The 21,385-nt window shown below is 61.8% G+C and carries 23 protein-coding genes; 19 read left to right on the forward strand and 4 right to left on the reverse strand.

Annotation, left to right across the window (positions count from 1 at the left end):
* Positions 1–8: 8 nt before the first annotated feature.
* Positions 9–1,481, reverse strand: a complete 1,473-nt coding sequence (gene crtD / locus LGQ03_RS09275; RefSeq protein ID WP_226748166.1) for a 1-hydroxycarotenoid 3,4-desaturase CrtD — start codon at positions 1,479–1,481, stop codon at positions 9–11.
* 89 nt (positions 1,482–1,570) lie between these two features.
* Here crtD and LGQ03_RS09280 point away from each other — a divergent pair, with 89 nt between their 5' ends.
* From LGQ03_RS09280 to LGQ03_RS09345, 14 genes are all read left to right on the forward strand, one after another.
* Positions 1,571–2,446 (forward strand): polyprenyl synthetase family protein, encoded by an 876-nt coding sequence (locus tag LGQ03_RS09280; RefSeq protein ID WP_226748167.1) that lies wholly within the window; start codon positions 1,571–1,573, stop codon positions 2,444–2,446.
* Complete coding sequence (locus LGQ03_RS09285; RefSeq protein ID WP_226748168.1) at positions 2,443–3,570, forward strand: methyltransferase; 1,128 nt, start codon at positions 2,443–2,445, stop codon at positions 3,568–3,570. The genes LGQ03_RS09280 and LGQ03_RS09285 overlap by 4 nt, the downstream gene beginning before the upstream one ends.
* Before the next feature lie 100 nt (positions 3,571–3,670).
* Positions 3,671–4,606, forward strand: a complete 936-nt coding sequence (gene bchC, locus LGQ03_RS09290; RefSeq protein ID WP_226748169.1) for a chlorophyll synthesis pathway protein BchC — start codon at positions 3,671–3,673, stop codon at positions 4,604–4,606.
* On the forward strand, positions 4,603–5,607 hold the full coding sequence (locus tag LGQ03_RS09295) for a chlorophyllide a reductase iron protein subunit X (protein ID WP_090158680.1): 1,005 nt from the start codon (positions 4,603–4,605) through the stop codon (positions 5,605–5,607). The genes bchC and LGQ03_RS09295 overlap by 4 nt, the downstream gene beginning before the upstream one ends.
* The gene (gene bchY / locus LGQ03_RS09300; protein WP_226748170.1) at positions 5,594–7,198 is read left to right on the forward strand and encodes a chlorophyllide a reductase subunit Y; all 1,605 of its coding nucleotides are present in this window, start codon (positions 5,594–5,596) and stop codon (positions 7,196–7,198) included. Before LGQ03_RS09295 ends, bchY begins: the two co-directional genes overlap by 14 nt.
* 109 nt (positions 7,199–7,307) lie before the next feature.
* Positions 7,308–8,759, forward strand: coding sequence for a chlorophyllide a reductase subunit Z (gene bchZ, locus LGQ03_RS09305; protein WP_226748171.1), 1,452 nt, complete (start codon positions 7,308–7,310; stop codon positions 8,757–8,759).
* The gene (gene pufQ, locus LGQ03_RS09310) at positions 8,756–8,977 is read left to right on the forward strand and encodes a cytochrome PufQ (protein WP_056029176.1); all 222 of its coding nucleotides are present in this window, start codon (positions 8,756–8,758) and stop codon (positions 8,975–8,977) included. The genes bchZ and pufQ overlap by 4 nt, the downstream gene beginning before the upstream one ends.
* A 108-nt stretch (positions 8,978–9,085) precedes the next feature.
* Positions 9,086–9,244 carry a light-harvesting antenna LH1, beta subunit gene (gene pufB / locus LGQ03_RS09315; RefSeq protein WP_056029173.1) on the forward strand — a complete coding sequence of 53 codons (159 nt, stop codon included), beginning with the start codon at positions 9,086–9,088 and terminating at the stop codon, positions 9,242–9,244.
* A 12-nt stretch (positions 9,245–9,256) separates the two neighbouring features.
* Positions 9,257–9,424, forward strand: a complete 168-nt coding sequence (gene pufA / locus LGQ03_RS09320; RefSeq protein WP_056029170.1) for a light-harvesting antenna LH1, alpha subunit — start codon at positions 9,257–9,259, stop codon at positions 9,422–9,424.
* A gap of 95 nt (positions 9,425–9,519) precedes the next feature.
* Positions 9,520–10,353 carry a photosynthetic reaction center subunit L gene (gene pufL / locus LGQ03_RS09325; protein WP_090157923.1) on the forward strand — a complete coding sequence of 278 codons (834 nt, stop codon included), beginning with the start codon at positions 9,520–9,522 and terminating at the stop codon, positions 10,351–10,353.
* Positions 10,354–10,366: 13 nt separating this feature from the next.
* Complete coding sequence (pufM, locus tag LGQ03_RS09330) at positions 10,367–11,296, forward strand: photosynthetic reaction center subunit M (protein WP_090157922.1); 930 nt, start codon at positions 10,367–10,369, stop codon at positions 11,294–11,296.
* 12 nt (positions 11,297–11,308) lie between these two features.
* Positions 11,309–11,551: an RC-LH1 core complex protein PufX gene (gene pufX, locus LGQ03_RS09335; RefSeq protein ID WP_226748172.1), complete on the forward strand. Its 243-nt coding sequence runs from the start codon at positions 11,309–11,311 to the stop codon at positions 11,549–11,551.
* Positions 11,552–11,842: 291 nt separating this feature from the next.
* Entirely contained in the window at positions 11,843–12,733 is an 891-nt protein-coding gene (locus LGQ03_RS09340) for an SPFH domain-containing protein (RefSeq protein WP_226748173.1), read from the forward strand.
* Positions 12,733–13,002, forward strand: a complete 270-nt coding sequence (locus tag LGQ03_RS09345) for a hypothetical protein (protein ID WP_226748174.1) — start codon at positions 12,733–12,735, stop codon at positions 13,000–13,002. Before LGQ03_RS09340 ends, LGQ03_RS09345 begins: the two co-directional genes overlap by 1 nt.
* A 113-nt stretch (positions 13,003–13,115) precedes the next feature.
* Here the strand turns inward: LGQ03_RS09345 and LGQ03_RS09350 are convergent, their stop codons facing one another.
* Positions 13,116–13,328 carry an orotidine 5'-phosphate decarboxylase gene (locus LGQ03_RS09350; RefSeq protein WP_090157918.1) on the reverse strand — a complete coding sequence of 71 codons (213 nt, stop codon included), beginning with the start codon at positions 13,326–13,328 and terminating at the stop codon, positions 13,116–13,118.
* Between the two features lie 107 nt (positions 13,329–13,435).
* Entirely contained in the window at positions 13,436–14,158 is a 723-nt protein-coding gene (pyrF, locus tag LGQ03_RS09355) for an orotidine-5'-phosphate decarboxylase (RefSeq protein WP_226748175.1), read from the reverse strand.
* Between the two features lie 149 nt (positions 14,159–14,307).
* Here pyrF and LGQ03_RS09360 point away from each other — a divergent pair, with 149 nt between their 5' ends.
* From LGQ03_RS09360 to LGQ03_RS09370, 3 genes are all read left to right on the forward strand, one after another.
* On the forward strand, positions 14,308–15,171 hold the full coding sequence (locus LGQ03_RS09360; RefSeq protein WP_226748176.1) for a hypothetical protein: 864 nt from the start codon (positions 14,308–14,310) through the stop codon (positions 15,169–15,171).
* Positions 15,172–15,357: 186 nt separating this feature from the next.
* Entirely contained in the window at positions 15,358–17,961 is a 2,604-nt protein-coding gene (gene clpB / locus LGQ03_RS09365) for an ATP-dependent chaperone ClpB (RefSeq protein ID WP_090157915.1), read from the forward strand.
* A gap of 124 nt (positions 17,962–18,085) precedes the next feature.
* The gene (locus LGQ03_RS09370) at positions 18,086–18,817 is read left to right on the forward strand and encodes a M48 family metallopeptidase (RefSeq protein ID WP_226748177.1); all 732 of its coding nucleotides are present in this window, start codon (positions 18,086–18,088) and stop codon (positions 18,815–18,817) included.
* A 67-nt stretch (positions 18,818–18,884) separates the two neighbouring features.
* Here the strand turns inward: LGQ03_RS09370 and LGQ03_RS09375 are convergent, their stop codons facing one another.
* Entirely contained in the window at positions 18,885–19,367 is a 483-nt protein-coding gene (locus LGQ03_RS09375) for a fasciclin domain-containing protein (RefSeq protein ID WP_226748178.1), read from the reverse strand.
* Between the two features lie 294 nt (positions 19,368–19,661).
* Here LGQ03_RS09375 and msrP point away from each other — a divergent pair, with 294 nt between their 5' ends.
* Positions 19,662–20,564: a protein-methionine-sulfoxide reductase catalytic subunit MsrP gene (gene msrP, locus LGQ03_RS09380; protein WP_226748179.1), complete on the forward strand. Its 903-nt coding sequence runs from the start codon at positions 19,662–19,664 to the stop codon at positions 20,562–20,564.
* Positions 20,564–21,205 carry a protein-methionine-sulfoxide reductase heme-binding subunit MsrQ gene (locus LGQ03_RS09385; RefSeq protein ID WP_226748180.1) on the forward strand — a complete coding sequence of 214 codons (642 nt, stop codon included), beginning with the start codon at positions 20,564–20,566 and terminating at the stop codon, positions 21,203–21,205. Before msrP ends, LGQ03_RS09385 begins: the two co-directional genes overlap by 1 nt.
* Positions 21,206–21,385 lie beyond the last annotated feature (180 nt).

The raw sequence follows: 21,385 nt of genomic DNA on the forward strand, positions 1-21,385 counted from the left end.
CGGGACCTCTAGGTCAAAGACAGGTCGTGTTTCATCGCCTCTGCCGCATGCTGGCCGGAGAGTGCGGCCATCGGCACCCCCGCCCCCGGATGTGCGCCGCCCCCGCACAGGTACAGACCCGGCAGCGTCGTGCGTGCCGTCGGACGTTTGAATGCCGCCATCGTGCCCTGCGGGGATCGCCCGTACAACGCGCCGTCGCTGGCTGGAAACAGCGTCGCGAATTCCTGCGGCCCCGTGATCGTCACCGGTCCGGGACTGAAGGTCAGGCCGAACTGCCGCATGCGATCGAACATCATGGTCTTGCATTGGTCATCTTCCTTCTTGTCGGTCGGCAGGGGCGGTGCGTTGCGGATGATTTCAAACCGGTGCAACGCATCGGCAGCAACGTGACCGTGGTCCTGCGCGCACAAATAGAGCGTGGCATCCACGGGGGTGCGGCCTTTGGCGATCTCATCGAATTCGGCGTTGGGCGTGTCGGCAAAGAATACGGTGTGATGCGCCAGTGGCAGGCCACGAGGTGTCGCGGCGAAACTTGCCACATGGGCGGACAGGCTGCGCGGCCGGATACTGTCGGGTCTGACAGTCGGGCGCGGTGCCGCACCCAGCAGACCTTGGGCGATGGCCTGTGGGTCGCCGTTGAACAAGACCGCATCCACGTCGAGGGTGCCGCCGGTATATTCCAGTCTTGCGACCCTGCCGCCTTGTGCCGCAAGGCGGTGGACAGGCGTGTTGTAGTGAAACCTTGCCCCCGCCTCTTGTGCCAGCCGCGCGAGGGTCACAGCCAGTTGGTGCATGCCACCCGTGACGGTCCAGACACCCCGTGCCTCTGCCGCCCAAATCAACGACAACAATGCGGGTGACTGCTGCGGCGCGCCGCCGACGTAGGTGGCATAGCGTGCAAAGAGTTGCGCAAGCCGTGGATCGCCAAAGCTGCGCTGCACCAGACCGGCCAGAGAGAGATGCGGTGCCATGTCCAGGGCAAGGCCCGGCTGTCGCATGACACGTCCCGCCATGGCGGCCAGCCCCGGAGAGGCGGTTTTCATCATCGGTGCCTCGAAGGCATCAAAGAGCCGTGCCGCACGGGCCGAAAATCCGCGCACCTCGTCAGCGGCACGCGGCCCAAAGACATCGGTAACCTGGTCCAGGCTGTCGTCAGGATCAGCCATCAGGTCCAGCATCGTGCCGTCCGGCCAATAGTGGCGGGCCAGCGTATCCAGCGGCGTCAGTGTAAGGTAATCATCCAGTTGCAACCCGGCTGCGGCAAACAGGTCGTCAAAAACGCTGCGCATCGTCAGCACGGTGGGGCCTGCGTCGATCGGGCCTGCCGCGCTGGGGATCGTGCGCATCTTGCCGCCGGGGGTCGGTTGCGCCTCGAACACGGTCACCCGCGCACCTGCATGTGCCAGCCGCAATGCTGCGGCCAGCCCGCCGATACCGGCACCGACGATGGCTATGACGGGTGGGGTCGTGCGCGATGTCATGGTTGCATTGTTGACAGCAGGCCCAAAACTGTCCAGTCTGATTTACACAAAACTGTCAGAAATAAATGACAACCTGCGGAGTGCGTCCAATGCCACTGACCCAACGGATCGAAACCGCCATTCAGCGGGCCATCGCAACCGGGCAGGCCGGACTGGCACCGACACGGCTTGCTGCGGCGCTGGATTACGCAACTGCGCCGGGTGGTGCCCGCATTCGGCCCACGATTTTGCTGTCCGTCGCGCGTGCCTGTGGCGATGATGCGCCGCCGCTTGCCGATGCAGCCGCCGCGGCGCTGGAGCTGATCCACTGCGCCAGCCTCGTGCATGACGACCTGCCTTGTTTTGACGACGCCGATACCCGGCGGGGCAAGCCGTCGGTCCATCGCGCCTATTCCGAACCGCTGGCGGTCCTGGCGGGTGACAGCCTGATCGTGATGGGGTTCCAAACCCTCGCGCGCGCAGCGGCACAGCACCCCGCGCGTGCTGTTGCGCTGATCGACTCACTGGCGACGCGCACCGGCATGCCGGACGGTATTTGTGCAGGACAAGGTTGGGAGAGCGAGGAAACCATCGATCTCGCGGCCTATCACCGGTCCAAAACGGGTGCGCTGTTCATTGCGGCCACGACGATGGGTGCCATCGCGGCAGGCCAGGAGGCCGAGCCATGGGAAGAGTTGGGCGACCGCATCGGCGAGGCGTTTCAGGTTGCCGACGATCTACGCGACGCGCTGTGTAGCGCCTCTGATCTGGGCAAGCCTGCTGGTCAGGACGATCTGCATGGGCGGCCGAACGCGGTTGCGGCGCTTGGGGTCCGTGGGGCCGTGGCGCGGTTCGACGATGTTTTGGGCGGTGCCATCGCGTCGATCCCGGCCTGCCCCGGAGAAGCGGCGCTTGCCGGCATGGTGCGCGCCTATGCCGACCGGTTGGTGCCTGCGGTCGCCAGACAACCCGTGCCCGGCGAATGACGGCAATCGACGACCGGCCTGCGCGACTGGGTGTGCGGACCTCGCGCTGGACCCGTCTGATGGCTGATCCTGCGTTTCAGGCGCGCTGTGCCCGCATTCCACTGCTGCGTCGCCTCGTCCGGCGCGAAGGCGAGGCGATGTTCGATCTGGTGGCCGGGTTTTGCCACAGTCAGATTTTGCAGGCCTTTGTACGTTTCGACATACCGGCGCAATTGCTCGACGCCCCGTCACCGACGGCGGCGCTGGCTCAACGTGCCTCGGTCCCGCTGCGCAACATGACGCTTTTGCTGAATGGCGCGGCCAGTCTGGGCCTGCTGCGGCAGAGGCGCGGCCTGTGGCAACTGACGACGCGGGGGGCTGCGCTGGCCGGTGTGCCGGGGTTGCAGCAGATGATCGCGCACCACGACGTCCTGTACAGGGATCTGTCGGACCCGGTTGCCTTTTTTCGCGATGAGGTGACGACAGAACTCGCGGATTTCTGGCCCTATGTTTTTGGTGCGGGCGGTGTGGCTGACCCTGCCGTGGCGCAGACCTATTCACAGCTGATGGCGGACAGTCAGTCGCTGGTGGCACAGGACACGCTGGATGCCGTCGATTTGGGGCGCGCGCGCTGCATCATGGACATCGGCGGTGGCACGGGTGCGTTTCTGGCGGCAGTCGGTGCGCGGCACGCTGCGCCGCAGCTGATGCTGTTTGATCTGCCTGCCGTCGTGCCCGCCGCCCGCCAGAGATTCGCACAGGCCGGGCTCTTGGCCCGCACGATTATCCATGCCGGATCATTCCGCGACGATCCGCTGCCTGAGGGCGCGGACGTCATCACCCTCGTGCGGGTGCTCTACGACCATGCGGATGATACGGTCCTGGCGCTTTTGCGGGCGGTCCGGGCGGCACTGCCGCGGGGCGGACGCATCATCGTGTCAGAACCCATGACGGGCGGCGCGCGTCCGACGCGTGCAGGAGATGCCTATTTTGCAGTCTATTGTCAGGCGATGCGCACGGGTGCTGCGCGGTCACCGGCACAGGTGTCCGCCCTCTTGGTGCAGGCCGGTTTCGGGGATGTCCGGATACCGCGATCAGCGCGGCTCTTCGTCACGAGCGTCGTGACAGGTGTAAATCAAAGTTGACACATATAATGTCTAACTGGGTTGACACAACGTCGCGTCAGGTTAAAGTGACAGTTGCCCCGGGGTCGCAACGACTGTGTGGGAAACGTGGGAAAGCTTCGTGAATACTGACGCCATCCTCTTGCATGAACCGCGCCGCATCGGCGTCGAATCGGTGGCTTTGACGCCGCCGTCTGCGGGGGATGTTGTTGTGGCTGTGCGCCATTCGGGTATTTCCACAGGAACCGAAAAGCTGTTCTGGTCCGGGGCGATGCCGCCGTTTCCCGGCATGGGCTACCCGCTGGTGCCCGGCTACGAGGCGACCGGCGAGGTCGTCGAATCGCATGACCCGTCAGTGGCTGTCGGTGCAACCGTCTTTGTCCCCGGTGCCACCTGCTACCGCGATGCGCATGGTCTGTTCGGGGCGTCCGCAGCAACGCTGGTCACACCTGCTGCGCGGGTGACGGAAATGGACGCAGGACACGGGCCTGCTGGTGCCTTGCTGGCCCTCGCCGCGACCGCCTATCATGCGATGACGGGCCCTGGTAAATCCGCACCTGACCTCATTGTGGGACACGGCACCTTGGGTCGCCTGCTGGCCCGTCTGACTGTGCTGTCTGGTGCCCCGGCCCCGACCGTTTGGGAAATCGATCCGGCGCGGCGCGGTGGTGCGCAGGGGTACGATATCATTGATCCCACCACCGATCAGCGCCGCGATTACAACGCGATATACGACGCGTCTGGCCAGGCCAGCCTGCTGCCGGACCTTATTGGTCGTCTGGCCAAGGGGGGCGAGATCACGCTGGCCGGGTTCTATACCGATCCGATCCAGTTCGCCTTTGCTCCGGCTTTCATGCGCGAAGCCCGCATCCGCATCGCCGCCGAATGGCAGGCCTCCGACATGGTCGCCACCCGCGATCTGGTCGAGGGCGGACTTTTGAACCTGTCCGACCTCATCACCCACACGCGCCCGGCGCGTAACGCGGCAGGGGCCTATCAAACAGCCTTTACCGATACCGCTTGTCTCAAAATGATCCTCGATTGGAACGCCGCATGAAAGACGAAATCCCGAACCTCAAGGATTACGATCGCACCCTGCGCGACGAGGCCAACTCAGAGGCCACGCTCGAGGTGCCTCAGGGGGAACCCACGTCCAAAACGCAGATCATCGCGATCTACGGCAAGGGTGGCATCGGCAAATCCTTCACGCTCGCGAACCTGTCGCACATGATGGCCGAAATGGGCAAACGTGTGCTGCTGATCGGCTGCGATCCCAAATCCGACACCACATCTTTGCTGTTCGGCGGCAAGGCCTGTCCCACGATCATCGAAACCTCCTCCAAGAAGAAACTGGCCGGCGAAGAGGTCAAGATCGGCGACGTCTGCTTCAAGCGCGGTGGCGTGTTCGCCATGGAACTCGGCGGGCCAGAGGTCGGTCGCGGCTGTGGTGGTCGCGGGATCATCCACGGGTTCGAGCTGCTGGAGAAGCTGGGCTTTCACGATTGGGATTTTGATTACGTCCTGCTCGATTTTCTCGGCGACGTGGTCTGCGGCGGCTTTGGCCTGCCCATCGCGCGGGACATGGCGCAAAAGGTCATTCTGGTTGCGTCAAACGACCTGCAATCTCTGTATGTGGCGAACAACGTCTGCTCGGCCGTGGAATATTTCCGCAAGATGGGCGGCAACGTCGGCGTCGCGGGCCTTGTGATCAACAAGGACGATGGCACCGGTGAGGCGCAAGCCTTTGCGAAGGCCGTCGATATCCCGGTGCTGTCGGCAATCCCGCAGGACGATGACTTGCGAAAGAAATCGGCGAACTACCAGATCGTCGGCACGCATAAATCGCAGTGGGGTCCAATGTTCGAGGGCCTGGCAGAGGCCGTCGGCATCGCGCCCCCCGTCCGCCCGACGCCGCTGGATCAGGACGGCCTTCTGGCCCTGTTCGACAGCAAGGACACGGGCGGCGATTATGAATTGGTACCCGCAACCGACACGGACATGCGCGGCAAGCACGGTGCCATCAAGGACAGCCTCGAGGTCATCTATGACGATGCGTGAGGGATTTCATGTCAGCAAGGACGCCTCCGGCACGGTCATGGTGACCGAGGCCCCGGCTTCTTCTGGTCAAAAATATCCCGGGGGAGATGCGATAGCATCGGGGGCAGAGCCCCCTGCTGACGCAGGCCTGTGCGCATCGAAATCCGAACTGGACGCCGCCGCGCGCAATGCGGGCCAATCTGACATCCTCGACCAATATGCCGTCGATTACCCCAAGGGGCCACACGATCAACCGCAGTCGATGTGCCCTGCATTCGGGTCACTGCGTGTCGGTTTGCGAATGAAACGCGTGGCAACCGTCCTGTCGGGCTCTGCCTGCTGCGTCTACGGCCTGACGTTCGTGTCGCATTTTTACGGCGCGCGCCGGTCTGTCGGCTACGTGCCTTTCAATTCCGAATCGCTGGTCACGGGCAAGTTGTTCGAGGACATCCGCGAAAGCGTTCACGACATGGCCGATCCTGATCGCTACGACGCGATCGTGGTGACAAACCTCTGCGTGCCGACCGCATCCGGTGTGCCGCTGCGGTTGCTGCCCAAGGACATCAACGGCGTGCGCATCATCGGAATCGATGTGCCCGGTTTCGGCATCCCCACCCACGCCGAGGCAAAGGACGTTCTCGCAGGGGCCATGCTGAACTATGCCCGTGCCGAGGCAGAGGCCGGACCCGTCGCGCGACCGGATCGCGCGGCGTCGGATCTGCCCGCCGTCGCCCTCTTGGGCGAGATGTTCCCCGCCGATCCGATGATGATTGGTGCCATGCTGGCCCCGATGGGCCTGTCCGCCGGTCCGACCGTCCCGACACGTGAATGGCGCGAGCTATACGCCGCGCTGGATTGCGGTGTCGCGGCGGCGATCCATCCATTCTACACCGCAAGCGTGCGCGAGTTTCAGGCGGCTGGCCGCAAGGTCGTCGGTTCTGCACCGGTCGGGATGGATGGCACCGCCGCCTGGCTGGCCGGTATCGGCGACGCTTACGGGATCGCTGCCGACAAGGTTGCAGCGGCGCAAAACGCATTTTTGCCTGCGATCAAGGGTGCGCTGTCCGGCGCGCAGGTCAAAGGCACGATCACGCTGTCGGGATACGAAGGCTCTGAATTGCTGGTCGCGCGGCTGCTGATCGAAAGCGGCGCGCATGTGCCCTATGTGGGCACGGCTTGCCCCAAGACGCCATGGTCTGCCGATGATGCCGCCTGGCTGGAAGCGAAGGGCGTCAAAGTCAAATTCCGCGCGAGCCTCGAGGATGATCTGGCTGCAATGGAAGGCGTGCGGCCCGACCTCGCGATCGGCACGACGCCGGTCGTGCAGAAGGCCAAGGAGCTGGGCATCCCGGCGCTGTATTTCACCAATCTGATTTCCGCCCGGCCCCTGATGGGGCCTGCCGGTGCGGGCAGCCTGCAACAGGTTGTCACCGCCGCGATGGGCAATACCGATCGGATGGCCAAGATGAAGGGCTTTTTCGAGGGTGTGGGCCATGGCGATACGGCTGGTGTCTGGGAGGGCGCACCCAACCTGCGCCCCGATTTCCGCGCACTGCACCAGAAAAAGCTGGATAAGCAGGCCCGCGCTGCCAAAGCGGAGCAGATGATATGATGTCTGCATCCCAGTCATATGTGCTGGGTGGGCCCGCCCACCCACCCCTTTCGGGGCGCTGCCCCGGACCCCGGAGTATTTCGGGCAAGATGATGCGGAGGGCTGCGCCATGCTAGTCACCGATCACGACCGGGCCGGCGGGTACTGGGGTGCTGTCTATGCGTTTTGCGCCACCAAGGGTTTGCAGGTTGTCATTGACGGTCCCGTGGGTTGCGAAAACCTGCCTGTGACCTCTGTTCTGCATTACACCGACGGATTGCCGCCGCACGAGCTGCCAATTGTCGTCACCGGCCTGGGTGAAACCGAAATGGGCGAAGGCACCGAAGAGGCGATGAAGCGCGCCTGGCAGGTGTTGGATCCCGCACTGCCCGCCGTTGTCGTGACCGGGTCCATTGCCGAGATGATCGGTGGCGGTGTCACGCCGCAGGGCACCAATATTCAGCGTTTCCTGCCGCGCACGATCGACGAGGATCAATGGGAATCGGCTGACCGTGCGATGACGTGGCTGTTTACCGAATTCGGCCAGACCAAGGGGCGTATGCCCCCCGAGAAAAAGCGCGAAGAGGGCGCGGCCCCGCGGGTCAACATCCTTGGGCCGATGTATGGCACGTTCAACATGCCGTCAGACCTGGCCGAAATCCGGCGTCTGGTCGAAGGCATCGGCGCTGACGTCAACATGGTCATGCCGCTGGGCAGCCATCTGGCCGAGATGCGCAACCTGATGAATGCCGACGTCAACATCTGCATGTATCGTGAATTTGGTCGCGGGCTATGCGAGGTGCTCGGCAAGCCGTATCTGCAAGCCCCCATGGGGATCGAACAGACGACGAAATTTCTGCGCACTTTGGGTGGTTTGCTGGGCCTCGACCCTGAACCATTTATTGAGCAGGAAAAGCATTCCACGCTGAAACCGATCTGGGATCTGTGGCGGTCGGTCACGCAGGACTTTTTCGCGACATGCGAATTCGCCGTGGTCGCGAACGAAACCTACACCCGCGGCATCCGCAATTACCTGGAAACCGATTTGGGATTTCCCTGCGCTTTTGCGGTGTCCCGCGTGCGCGGCAAGAAAACGAACAACGACGAGGTGCGGCACATGATGCACACCAAACGTCCGCTGATCGTGATGGGGTCGATCAACGAAAAAATGTACATGGCCGAAATGAAGGCCGGGTTTGGACCCGCACCCGCCTTTATTCCCGCCAGCTTTCCCGGGGCCGCGATCCGCCGGCACACCGGCACGCCTTTCATGGGCTACGCCGGTGCGACCTATCTGCTGCAAGAGGTTTGCAACGGGCTGTTCGATGCCCTGTTCCACATTTTGCCGCTGGGGTCCGACATGGATGCGGGCCCGGCGACACCGACCACCACACGGCAGTTGCCGTGGGATGCCGACGCGCAGGCGCGTCTGGATGAAATCGTGGCCAGCCATCCGATCCTGACCCGGATCTCGGCGGCCAAATCATTGCGCGACGCCGCTGAAAAATCGGCCCGCGACAACGGGGACGACCGCGTGGTGCTGACCACCGTGGCGGCGCTTCAATCAGGAGGACAGACATGACTGACTTCACCACAAACCAGATGGTCCGCGACCGCACGGCACCGCCCAAGCGCGAGTATTATGCGTATTTCGCGCTGATCTTTGCGGCGACGCTGCCGCTGTCGCTGCTGACCTGGGTGCTGAAGGCCGCGCGTCGGATGGAGCTGCCCGAAAAGGGCCCCATCGCCAGCGCCTGGAGCCAGGCCCGCATCATCACGCCGCACATCTTCAGTGCCTAGCGTTTCGAATTTCGCCGGTCCCCGGACTTGCGGATACCACGAGGGAGGAGCCCTCGTAAGACCCGGCCGCCGGGGTGCGCGGCGTCAGTTCAAAGTTGGAGACTAACGATGGCTGATAAAACTGACCTGTCCTTTACAGGTCTGACAGACGAGCAAGCGCAGGAGCTGCACACAGTCTACATGAGCGGATTTGCGATCTTTACCGCGGTCGCAGTCGTCGCTCACGTACTGACGTACATCAAACTGCCCTGGTTCAACTGGAGCTAAAGGAGACCTATCATGGCACAGTTCTACAAGATCTGGCTCATTTTCGATCCGCGCCGCGTTTTCGTGGCACAGGGCGTCTTCCTTTTTCTGCTGGCAGCGATGATTCACCTCGTCCTGCTGAGCAATCCGGAGACGAACTGGTTCAACCGTGCATTCGGTAGCGAAATGGCCGCTGAATAAGCATTGAAACTTCGCCGAGGGCGGGGTGACCCGCCCTCGGTAAACAACAAACGATACGGCCATGGGGGCCGCGTCACGCAACGAGGGGACGCATAATGGCGCAACTCAGCTTCGAGCGAAAATACCGCGTCCGCGGCGGGACGCTTGTCGGAGGAGACCTGTTCGATTTCTGGGTGGGGCCGTTTTATGTCGGCTTCTTCGGGGTCGTGACCTTCTTCTTTTCGGCCTTGGGCACAATTCTGATTTTCTACGGTGCGAGCCAGGGACCGACTTGGAACCCGTGGTTGATTTCCATCAATCCACCCAGCCTGGAGGTGGGCCTTGGGGCCGCGCCACTGCTGGAAGGCGGGTTGTGGCAGATCATCACCATCTGCGCCGTCTTCGCCTTTGTCGGCTGGATGATGCGAGAGGTCGAAATCTGCCGCAAGCTGGGCATCGGTTATCACGTGCCGTTCGCATTCGGCGTCGCGATTTTCGCCTATGTCACACTGGTCATCATCCGCCCCGTCCTGATGGGCGCCTGGGGTCACGGATTTCCCTACGGAATCTTCAGCCACCTCGATTGGGTCAACAACGTGGGATACGCCTACGGCAACTTCCACTATAACCCCGCCCACATGGTCGCGATCAGTTTCTTCTGGATCACGGCGCTGGCGCTGGCGTTGCACGGATCGCTGATCCTGTCGGCCATGAACCCGGCCCGCAAAGGCGATGTCGTGCGTTCGCCCGATCACGAAGACACCTATTTCCGCGATCTCATCGGTTATTCGATCGGGCCGCTGGGCATCCACCGTCTGGGTCTGTTCCTGGCGCTGATGGCCGGTTTCTGGTCGGCCGTCTGCATCGTGATTTCCGGCACCATCTGGTTCGAGGAATGGATCGTCTGGTGGGACTGGTATTACGAACTGCCCTGGTGGGTGAACCTGTAAGGAGGAATGAGACATGCCTGAGTATCAAAACATCTTTACGGCCGTCCAGGTTCAGGGTCCTCCCGAAATGGGCGTCAGCGAAGGCGACCTGACCACCGATTTCGAACGGTCCAAGAAGGCGGGCTTTTCGACACTGGCGGGTATTTTCGGCAACGCCCAGATCGGTCCGGTGCATCTGGGACCATACGGTCTGGTCGCGGTTATCGGATTTGCTGCGTGGTTCTTTATCATCGGCATGGCGTTCTGGGATCAGGCGGATTATTCGCCGGGGATCTTCTTGCGCGATCTGTTCTGGCTGTCACTGGACCCGCCGCCGGCCGATTACGGTCTGGGCTTTGCCCCGCTGGACGAAGGTGGCTGGTGGCTGATTTCCAGCTTCTTCTTTGGGGTGGGCTGCATCGCATGGTGGATCCGCACCTATACCCGCGCCACGGCGCTTGGCATGGGACACCACGTCAGCTGGGCCTTTGCCGCACTGTTGTGGCTGATCTTTGTGCTGAACTTCTTTCGTCCGATTGCCATGGGCAGCTGGTCCGAAGGCGTCCCCTACGGCGTGTTCAGCCACCTCGATTGGACCAACCTGTTTTCGATCACCTACGGAAACCTGTTCTACAATCCGTTCCACGCGCTTTCGATCGCGTTCCTCTATGGCTCTGCCCTGCTGTTCGCGATGCATGGTGCAACCATTCTGGCGGTCAGCCGTTTCGGCGGCGACCGAGAGCTGGAGCAGATCGTGGACCGCGGTACGGCCACGGAACGCGCCGCCTTGTTCTGGCGCTGGACCATGGGGTTCAACGCCACGATGGAAGGCATTCACCGCTGGGCCTGGTGGTTCGCTGTCCTGACACCGCTGACCGGCGGCATCGGGATCCTGCTGACCGGCACGGTTGTCGACAATTGGTTCGCCTGGGCACAGATCCACGGCTATGCGCCAGTCAACTAAGGAGCGTGCGATATGAGTAGCGACGAAACTTCGACCAACTTGCTGGGCGTCAGCAACAAGTCCCGGCTGGCTGGTGACGTGCTGATGCTGATGCTCAAGGGGGCAGGCTATGCCGCGATCGTGGTTCTGTCGATCTGGGCGGTGATCGCAATCATCGCGCTGGTCGGACGCGCCCTGCCCGAAGAGAGCAGGCAGCAACCCGACCCCACGCCGCTGTCGTGGGACATGTCCATCACGGACCTGAAACGGGTCTGACAAGCGTTTCCCCGGCGCGCGTCGTGCGCCGGGGCATAGGGATCGGTCGACTGTTTGCAGTCGGTCCGGTGGGTGCCTCGCTTCCCGGCTGCGGCACCTGTTCCCGTCCTGTTGGCTACAGGGCTGAACGTCGTCGGACCCAGGTCCGGCGGCGTTCTTTAGTCTCTACCCTGTCCGCGGTTTGGTCAAATGCTTTGCGCGCAGCACAAAATCGAACCCGATGGGTCAAACTGGATCATTGCAACGCATCCCGTGCTAACATAGCTCTGTCGCAGCAATCAGGAGGCGATCATGGCCGAGGACGTGTTTTTGCAATTTTTGGCTAACAATCTGGTTCTGATCCTGCTCGCGATCTTTTTGATCGTCTGCATTCTTGCGGGTGTCCGGATCGTGCCGCAGTCTGAAAAATTCGTTGTCGAACGGCTGGGCCGCCTGCGGGCGGTGTTGGGGCCGGGGATCAATTTCATCATTCCCTTTCTGGACCGGGTCAAACATCAGGTCAGCATTCTGGAACGTCAGTTGCCCACGATGCAACAGGACGCGATCACATCGGACAACGTGTTGGTGCAGGTCGAAACCAGCGTGTTCTACCGCATCATCGAACCCGAAAAGACGGTGTACCGTATCCGCGACGTAGACGGTGCCATCGGCACCACGGTCGCAGGCATCGTCCGGTCAGAGGTCGGTCGGATGGAACTGGATCAAGTGCAATCCAACCGGTCCAGCGTGATTGCCGCCGTGCGCGAACAACTGGCCCAGCAGGTCGATGACTGGGGGATCGAGGTGACGCGCGCCGAAATTCTGGACGTCAATCTGGATGCCGCGACCCGTGCTGCGATGTTGCAGCAGCTGAACGCCGAACGCGCCCGCCGCGCCCAGGTGACCGAGGCCGAGGGCAAGAAGCGGTCAGTCGAATTGCAGGCCGATGCCGATCTCTATGCCGCCGAACAAGAGGCCAAGGCCCGCCGCGTTCTGGCCGACGCAGAGGCCTATGCAACCCAGGTGGTTGCGGTCGCGATTGCGGAAAACGGACTGGAAGCAGCGCAATACCAGGTCGCGCTGAAACAGGTCGAGGCGCTGAACAAGCTGGGGTCGGGGGCGGGCAAGCAGACCATCATCCTGCCCGCCGACGCGGTCGAGGCATTCGGCAACGCGTTCAAAATGCTGCGGGGCAAGGTCTGATGGCGCTGTGGTCCGTCTGGTGGGTCTGGATGTCGGCGGCGCTGGCACTTGCCACGCTCGAGGTGATGGTGCCGGGCTACATCTTTTTGGGGTTTGCCGCTGGCGCAGCAGCGCTTGGGCTGATCCTGCTGGTTGCGCCGATCAATGGGCTGGCCTGGGTGCTGGTGATTTTCGCGGTCCTGTCATTGCTGGCCTATCTGGCGATGCGCCGGGTGTTTGGACTTCCGGGGTCCAAACCCAAGGTCTGGGATCGCGATATCAACGACTGAAAAAAATGGGCCCGCCAAATGTGACGGGCCCACAGTAAAAGGTCGGCCAAGGGGTGCGATCACTCTTGGGACAGAGGCAGGGATCGCAGCCGAACCTTCGGAAGGGATGGGATTCAGACGTGGGACAGCAGATTTGATCCGCTGTCGGACATGCGCAATGCGTGGCGCGCAAGACCGGATTTGACGCGTTCCATGTCCATCGTCATCGGGCCGGCAACCTGACAGGGGTAGCGGAACGTCTGACCTGCGCGGCGAATGTCGACGCGTGCTTCGAATGCGCCGGCGGTGGCGTTATAGCTGACGGAACCGAGGTTGATCTGTGTCATTGTGTTACTCCTGCTCAAAAGGCCAGCGAACTCCGTTGCTTGGCCCTGACTGTTGCAAGAGTAACGAGCCGTCGGCAGAAAAAGTTCCGGGCTCGTATAAAAAACGTTTACATCGTCTGATGGCTGTGGGCCGCGTTCATCTGTGCGAGAATCGATTGCGCGGCTGATTTGGGGTCCTTGTCTTGCCAGATCGGGCGCCCGACAACGATGTGGTCAGCCCCGTCCTGTATGGCGCTTTGAGGTGTAGCAACGCGTTTCTGGTCCCCCAATGCAGCACCCGATGGACGCACCCCCGGTGTGACGATCAGGCGGCCTTGCGATTCGGGCAGGGCGCGGATTGCAGCGGCCTCTTGGGGGGATGCGATGATACCATCGGCACCCGCGTCAAAGGCGCGGCCTGCACGTTCGACCACCAGATCCGGTACCGCGCCGTCGCGGATCATGGAGGCGTCCAGATCGGCGCGGTCCAGCGAAGTCAGGATCGTCACGGCAAGGATTTTAAGGTCACTGCCGGCGGCCCCCTGTTTGGCAGCGCGCACCACATGCGGATCGCCGTGGACCGTCAGGAAATCGATATCGAACTGGGCAAAACCCCGCACCGCAGCCTCGACCGTGGCACCGATGTCGAACAGCTTCATGTCCAGAAAGATGCGCTTGCCCTGATCCTGCTTGAGTTCGTTGGCCAACGCGAGGCCGCCACCGGTCAACATGCCCAGCCCGATCTTGTAGAATGAAACCGCATCCCCGAGGGTTTGCGCCAGTTCCAGCCCCGCAATCACATTGGGCACATCAAGGGCGACAATCAGGCGGTCATCGGCGGGCAGGGACATGGCAGCTTCCTTTTTGCGGGTAAATGTCGTTTAGGGAAGGAACCGAAAAAGGGCAATGTGACAGGCCGGTCTGAATTGACCACATCCCGTGAAACCCTATTTATAGATGAACGCGCCGGAACCGGCGAAAGATGAAGGATGAGACACAGATGGCGAATTCAACTGGCGGTATGTCCGGCAACCCGTTTTTCATGATTGTCGGTCTCGGCGTTGGTGCAGCCGCGCTGATCGCGATCGCCATCGCGGCGACTGCGCCGCATGTCGGAGAGGCCGTAGGGTCCGGCCCGCAGGTCGATGTTGCCGAAGAGGCCGAACCGGCCACGGCTGATGACGCCATGGAAGAGCCCGCAGCAGAAGACATGACCGAAGAGGCCGCACCGGCTGAGGAAGAGGCTGCTCCGGCTGAGGAAGAAGCTGCACCGGCTGAGGAAGAGGCTGCGCCTGCTGAGGAAGAAGCTGCTCCGGCTGAGGAAGAAGCTGCGCCTGCCGAGGAAGAGGCTGCTCCGGCCGAGGAAGAAGCTGCACCGGCTGAGGAAGAGGCTGCACCGGCTGAGGAAGAAGCGGCACCTGCTGAGGAAGAGGCTGCACCTGCCGAGGAAGAAGCTGCTCCCGCAGAGGAAGAGGCCAGCGACAACGCCGAATCCGAGGCTGTGGAAGAGGCAACCGATGGTGACACCGTCGGTGAAGGCGCACCTGACCCCGATGCTGCCGTCGAAGAGCAAAGCGGCAATGCCGTCACACCTGAAGATACCGATGCGACAACGACCCAGACATCTGACACGGCAGCCGAGGCCCCCACGGGTGACGATACAGAGGCCGCTACCGATGATGCGCCTGCACAGGCTGAGGGCGACGAAAGCGTCACAACCGAAAGCGGTCTGGTCATCGACGAGGTTGTCGATCCCGATCAGGGTGCCGCAGGTGGTCCTGATCCGGACGGTGGTGCTGCACCGTTCTTTCCGACTCCTTCCGGTCCCGAAGGTGCTGACGGCGATCCGCTGACCAACAACTGATCTGGGTCTTGATGACCTGACGAAACGCGGCCCCGATTGCGGGCCGCGTTTTGCGTTTGAGGCGCGTAGAAATCGACTGCGGCAGACTTGCAACACCTGCTGACCCCACCCATTTCTATTCTGAGGCCCAGAACGGGCGTGCCGCAAAGCGGGCGCCGAGACAGGGTGCTTTACAGGAGAGATGACATGAACCTCGAAAAATTCACGGAACGGTCGCGCGGTTTCATACAGGCCGCTCAGACCATCGCTATGCGCGAAGATCACCAGCGCGTCTTGCCCGAACACCTGTTGAAAGCCGTCATGGACGACGAACAGGGGTTGGCGAATAACCTGATTACCAAGGCCGCTGGCGATGCTGCGGTCGTGCGTGCTGCCGTCGATGCCGCCGTAGCCAAACTGCCAAGCGTCACTGGCGGCAGTGGCCAGATCTACGTCGATACCTTGACGGCCAAGGTGCTGGACGAGGCCGAAAAGTTGGCGTCCAAAGCCGGCGACAGTTTTGTTCCGGTGGAACGCATTCTGACGGCGTTGGCGGTTGTCAAATCCAAGGCCAAGGATGCGCTGGACGCAGGTAAGGTGACGGCCATGGGCCTGAACAGCGCGATTAACGACGTGCGCAAGGGGCGCACGGCCGATAGCGCGAGCGCCGAAGATGGCTATGACGCGCTGAACAAATACGCTCGCGACCTGACCGAAGCTGCTCGCGAAGGGAAAATCGACCCGATCATTGGCCGGGACGAGGAAATCCGCCGCGCGATGCAGGTGCTGTCGCGCCGGACCAAGAACAACCCTGTGCTGATCGGCGAACCGGGCACCGGCAAAACCGCGATCGCAGAGGGTCTTGCCCTGCGCATCGTCGATGGCGATGTGCCGGAAAGCCTGCGCAACAAGCGCCTGATGGCGCTGGACATGGGTGCGCTGATTGCCGGTGCAAAATACCGCGGCGAATTCGAAGAACGACTGAAGGCGATCCTCAAGGAAATCGAGGCCGCCGCAGGCGAGGTGATCCTGTTCATCGACGAAATGCACACGCTGGTGGGGGCGGGCAAATCGGATGGTGCGATGGACGCGGCCAACCTGATCAAGCCAGCCCTTGCGCGTGGCGAGCTGCATTGCGTGGGTGCGACGACGTTGAACGAATACCGCAAGTATGTCGAAAAGGATGCGGCCCTCGCACGGCGGTTCCAACCGATCATGGTCGAGGAGCCGACCGTTGTGGATACCATCAGCATTCTGCGTGGGATCAAGGAAAAGTACGAGCTGCACCACGGCGTGCGGATCGCCGATGCCGCATTGGTCGCTGCTGCCACGCTATCGCACCGCTACATCACCGACCGGTTCCTGCCCGACAAGGCGATCGACCTGATGGACGAGGCCGCCAGCCGCCTGCGGATGGAAGTGGACAGCAAGCCAGAGGCGCTGGACGCGCTGGATCGCGACATCATGCAAAAGCAGATCGAGCAGGAGGCCCTGCGCAAGGAAGACGACGCCGCGTCCAAGGAACGGCTGGCACGGCTGGAAAAGGATCTTGCCGAATTGCAGGAACGCGCTTCGGAAATGACGGCTGCCTGGCAGGCCGAGCGTGACAAGCTGGAGGGCGCGCGCGAGGTCAAGGAGCAGCTGGATCGCGCCCGCGCCGAGCTGGACATCGCCAAGCGCGAGGGCAACCTCGCCAAAGCCGGAGAGCTGTCCTATGGCGTGATCCCGCAGCTGGAACGCAAGCTGGCGGAAACCGACGGTGACGATCAGGTGGTCGAGGATGCCGTGCGCCCTGAACAGATTGCCGAGGTCGTCGAGCGCTGGACCGGTATTCCCACGTCCAAGATGCTGGAAGGCGAACGTGACAAGCTGCTGCGCATGGAAGAGGCGCTGGGTGCCCGCGTCATCGGACAAGAGTTTGCCGTGCGCGCGGTGTCGAACGCCGTGCGCCGCGCACGCGCGGGTCTGAACGACGAGGCGCGGCCACTGGGGTCGTTCCTGTTCCTGGGGCCAACCGGCGTCGGCAAGACCGAACTGACGAAATCCCTGGCGGACTATCTGTTCGACGATGACAACGCGATGGTGCGTATCGACATGAGTGAATTCATGGAGAAACACGCCGTGTCCCGCCTGATCGGCGCGCCTCCGGGCTATGTCGGCTACGACGAAGGTGGCGTGCTGACCGAGGCGGTGCGGCGCAGACCCTATCAGGTCGTGCTGTTCGACGAAGTCGAAAAGGCACACCCCGACGTGTTCAACGTCCTGTTGCAGGTGCTGGATGACGGTATTCTGACCGACGGGCAGGGGCGGCGCGTGGATTTCAAGCAGACCCTGATCATCCTGACCTCGAACCTTGGGTCGCAAGCGCTGAGCCAATTGCCAGAGGGTGCGGATTCCGCGGCGGCCAAGCGTGACGTGATGCAAGCGGTGCAGGCGCATTTCCGGCCCGAATTCCTGAACCGGCTGGATGACACCGTCATATTTGACCGGCTCAGCCGTGACGACATGGGCGGGATCGTCGATATCCAGTTGCGGCGCTTGGAACGCCGTTTGGAAAGCCGCAACATCACGCTCGACCTCGATGCGGCGGCGCGGCAGTGGCTGGCCGACGAAGGCTATGACCCTGTGTTCGGCGCGCGCCCGTTGAAGCGCGTGATCCAGCGGGCCATTCAGGATCATCTGGCCGAAATGATTCTGGGCGGGGATGTGCGTGACGGGGATACCGTCCAGATCAGCGCCGGTGCCGATGGTTTGATCGTGGGCGACAGGGTCAGTGCGACCCGGCTGCCCAAACCTGAAATCGTCCACTGAACACGGACGGGGGCGGGCCGATGCCCGCCCCCTTTTCTTGTGCGGGGCCGTGACGGCGTGATGGCGGGGAACCGCGTCATGGTGCAATGTGTTGAAACGCAATCATGTCCAACGGAGGCACAGCATGCGCAGCATGACCATTCGCAGCACGATTTTCGCCAGCATCGCGGCGCTGGGCCTTGTGGCCTGCGATGACGGACCGACACTGGTGTCCGAACAACAGGTCGCGCAGATGGGATTGCAGGAATGGAATGCGATCCAGCAGCAGGTTCCGGTGTCGAACAACGCGGCCTATCAGAACCGGCTTGATCGTGTGACGCGCCGGCTGCTGGACGCCGCCGGTGAGAATTCTTCCCGTTGGCGCTGGCAGGTGTTTCAGAGCCCTGAACCAAATGCCTTTGCCCTGCCGGGAAACAGGATCGGTGTGTTTTCAGGCATGATGCAGATTGCCAGCACCGATGCGGAACTGGCCGCAGTCGTGGGGCACGAGATCGCGCATTTGCAGGCAAATCACGGGGCGGAACGGGTGTCGGCCCAGATGGCCAGCGAAATCGGATTGAGCGTGCTGGACGCTGCATTGGGTGCCCGCGAAGTCGCTGGCCGCGAACAGATCGGGTCTGCCCTGGGCATGGGGGTGCAATACGGTGTCCTGCTGCCCTATTCGCGCCGGAACGAGCTGGAGGCAGATCGCTTGGGTATCGCGTTGATGGATGCAGCGGGTTACGACCCGCGCGCTGCCCTGACATTTTGGGAAAAGATGAGCCGCGCCAGCAGTCGCAGCCCCGAGTTTTTGACGACCCATCCCGCGCCGAACACGCGGATCCAGCAGATCGAGGCGATCATCGCCGATTTGTAGAACGAGGCCCAACAAAGCAAAAGGCCCCGGCAATTGCCGGGGCCTTTCTCTTTCGCTGATGCGGCGATTACATCGGCGGCAGAATGACGGTGTCGATCACGTGGATCACGCCATTTGAGGCTTCGATGTCGGCGGTCGTGACGGTTGCGTCGTTGACCATCACGGAATCACCCACGGTGATCGTGACATCGGCACCGTTGACGGTTGTGGCGTTCATGCCATCGGACAGGTCCGTGGACATCACGGCACCGGGCACGACGTGATACGTCAGGACGGCGGCCAGTGCTTCGGGATCTGCCAGCAGACCCTCGACTGTGCCCTCGGGCAGCGCGGCAAATGCCTCGTCTGTCGGTGCAAACACGGTGAACGGGCCTTCGCCCTTCAGCGTCTCGACCAGGCCAGCGGCCTCAACGGCTGCAACCAGCGTGGTAAAGTTGCCGGCTTCGACAGCGGTGTCGACGATGTCTTTTTCAGCGGCGTGGGCGGCGGCAAACGCACCGGTGCCCAAGGTCATCAGGGCGGCGGTCGTCATAAAGGTACGGCGTAGCATTTTGTCGTCTCCTAGTTTGATCCAACAGCGTCATGCGCTGTATGTTTCCCAATGCCCCTCTCGCGCGAAAGTTTCATGGCCTTCTGCGGCAGCATGTCACTGGTCAAACCTAGGCCTGTCGCTAAGCTGCGATAGTTTTATTTTTCAAATGCCATCTGTGTGACCGCCCGTGAGTTTTCGTGATCAATTTCACCCCCTGATTGTGCGGCATTTCAGTGGCTGGCTGCATCGTGAGAAACCTTTCAGTCAATCCGTGCGTATATAGAGAGACACAAAAAACCGAGGGAGCGCCGCATGGCCTATCGCTGGAAGAACGACCTGACACCCGCAGACGTCACACCAAAGTCCCTGTTCCTGAACAGGCGCCAGTTGATCGCGGGCACGGCAGGTCTGGGTGCGATCGCCGTCGCGGGCGGCGCACGGGCGCAGGACGCACTGGTGCCCAACAGCTTTGAGGACATCACGACCTACAACAACTTCTACGAATTCGGCACCGGCAAGACCGATCCTGTACAGAACGCCAGTGCCATGGTGGTCGACCCTTGGACCGTGACCATCGACGGTATGGTGGACAACCCCGGCGAATATGCCTTGGCGGACCTGCTGGACGGGCTCGAGACCGAAGAACGGATCTACCGTTTCCGCTGTGTCGAGGCATGGTCGATGGTCGTCCCTTGGAACGGGGTCGAACTTGCGGACATCCTGGACAAGGTCGGTGTGCAGGATGGCGCGCAGTACGTTGCCTTTGAAACTGTGGTGCAGCCCGAGAACATGCCCGGTGTTCGCCGGAACGTCATCGACTTTCCCTATGTCGAGGGTCTGCGTCTGGAGGAGGCGCGCCATCCGCTGACGATGATGGCCACCGGGATCTATGGCGAACCGATGCCGAAACAGAACGGCGCACCCATGCGTCTGGTGGTGCCGTGGAAATACGGTTTCAAATCGATCAAGTCGATCGTGCGGATCACGCTGACCGATACCCAGCCGCCGACCACTTGGAATAACATCAATGCACGTGAATACGGGTTCTATTCGAACGTGAACCCGACCGTGGATCACCCGCGGTGGAGCCAGGCGACAGAACGGTTGATTGGCGGGGGGCTGTTCAGCAGCCGTCAGGACACCCTGATGTTCAATGGCTACGAAGAAGAGGTCGCGAGCCTGTATGAAGGCATGGACCTGACGGCGAACTACTGATGACCCTGCCTGCACGTATCAACGGATGGGTGCGGGTCGTGCCCGCATGGCCGATCTACATTCTCGCCGTGGTGAACCTGCTGTGGGAATTCTGGCTGGCCCTGAACGGTCTGCGCCAATACGCGGTGGAACCGATCAACGTGCTGGAACGCCAGTATGGTGAGATCGCGCTGATCATGCTGATCGCGGGTCTCTTTATTACACCGATACGGAACTGGACGGGGGTGAACCTCGTGAAATACCGGCGGGCCATCGGCCTGTCGGCATTTCTGTTCGTGCTGGCGCATTTCCTGGTCTTTGCCGTCCTGGATGTCCAATCGGTCAGCCGAGTCGTGACCGAAGTGATCAAGCGGCCGTATGTCACCGTCGGATTCGCGGCCTTTGTCCTGCTCATCCCGTTGGCAGTCACATCGAATAACCGCAGCATCCGCAAACTGGGGCCGGTCCGGTGGCGCAAGCTGCATATGCTCACCTATCCCATCGTCGTGCTCAGCGGTCTGCATTACATCTGGCTGGTCAAAGGATGGCCGATCGAACCCTTTGCTTACATGGCCGTGATTCTGGCGTTGCTGTTCGTACGGATAAAATGGACCGGGATTCGTGATTATCTGGCCAAACGGGACGCATCAGCATCGTCTTGAGTATGTGCGCTGCCCGAGTCGTGAGGGCTCACGCGAATGCGAGGTTATAATCTTCCGATCTGACGCTAGGTCCGTGAATGGAAATTTCCCTAAGATACCGAAAACACAGAAAAATCGATGATTGAGCGAAAAAATCGATATTTCTTGAAAAAGGTGCTTGCGGGTGTCGGCGTGTAACCG

This window comes from Loktanella gaetbuli (assembly GCF_020531945.1).
Taxonomy (GTDB): domain Bacteria; phylum Pseudomonadota; class Alphaproteobacteria; order Rhodobacterales; family Rhodobacteraceae; genus Loktanella; species Loktanella gaetbuli.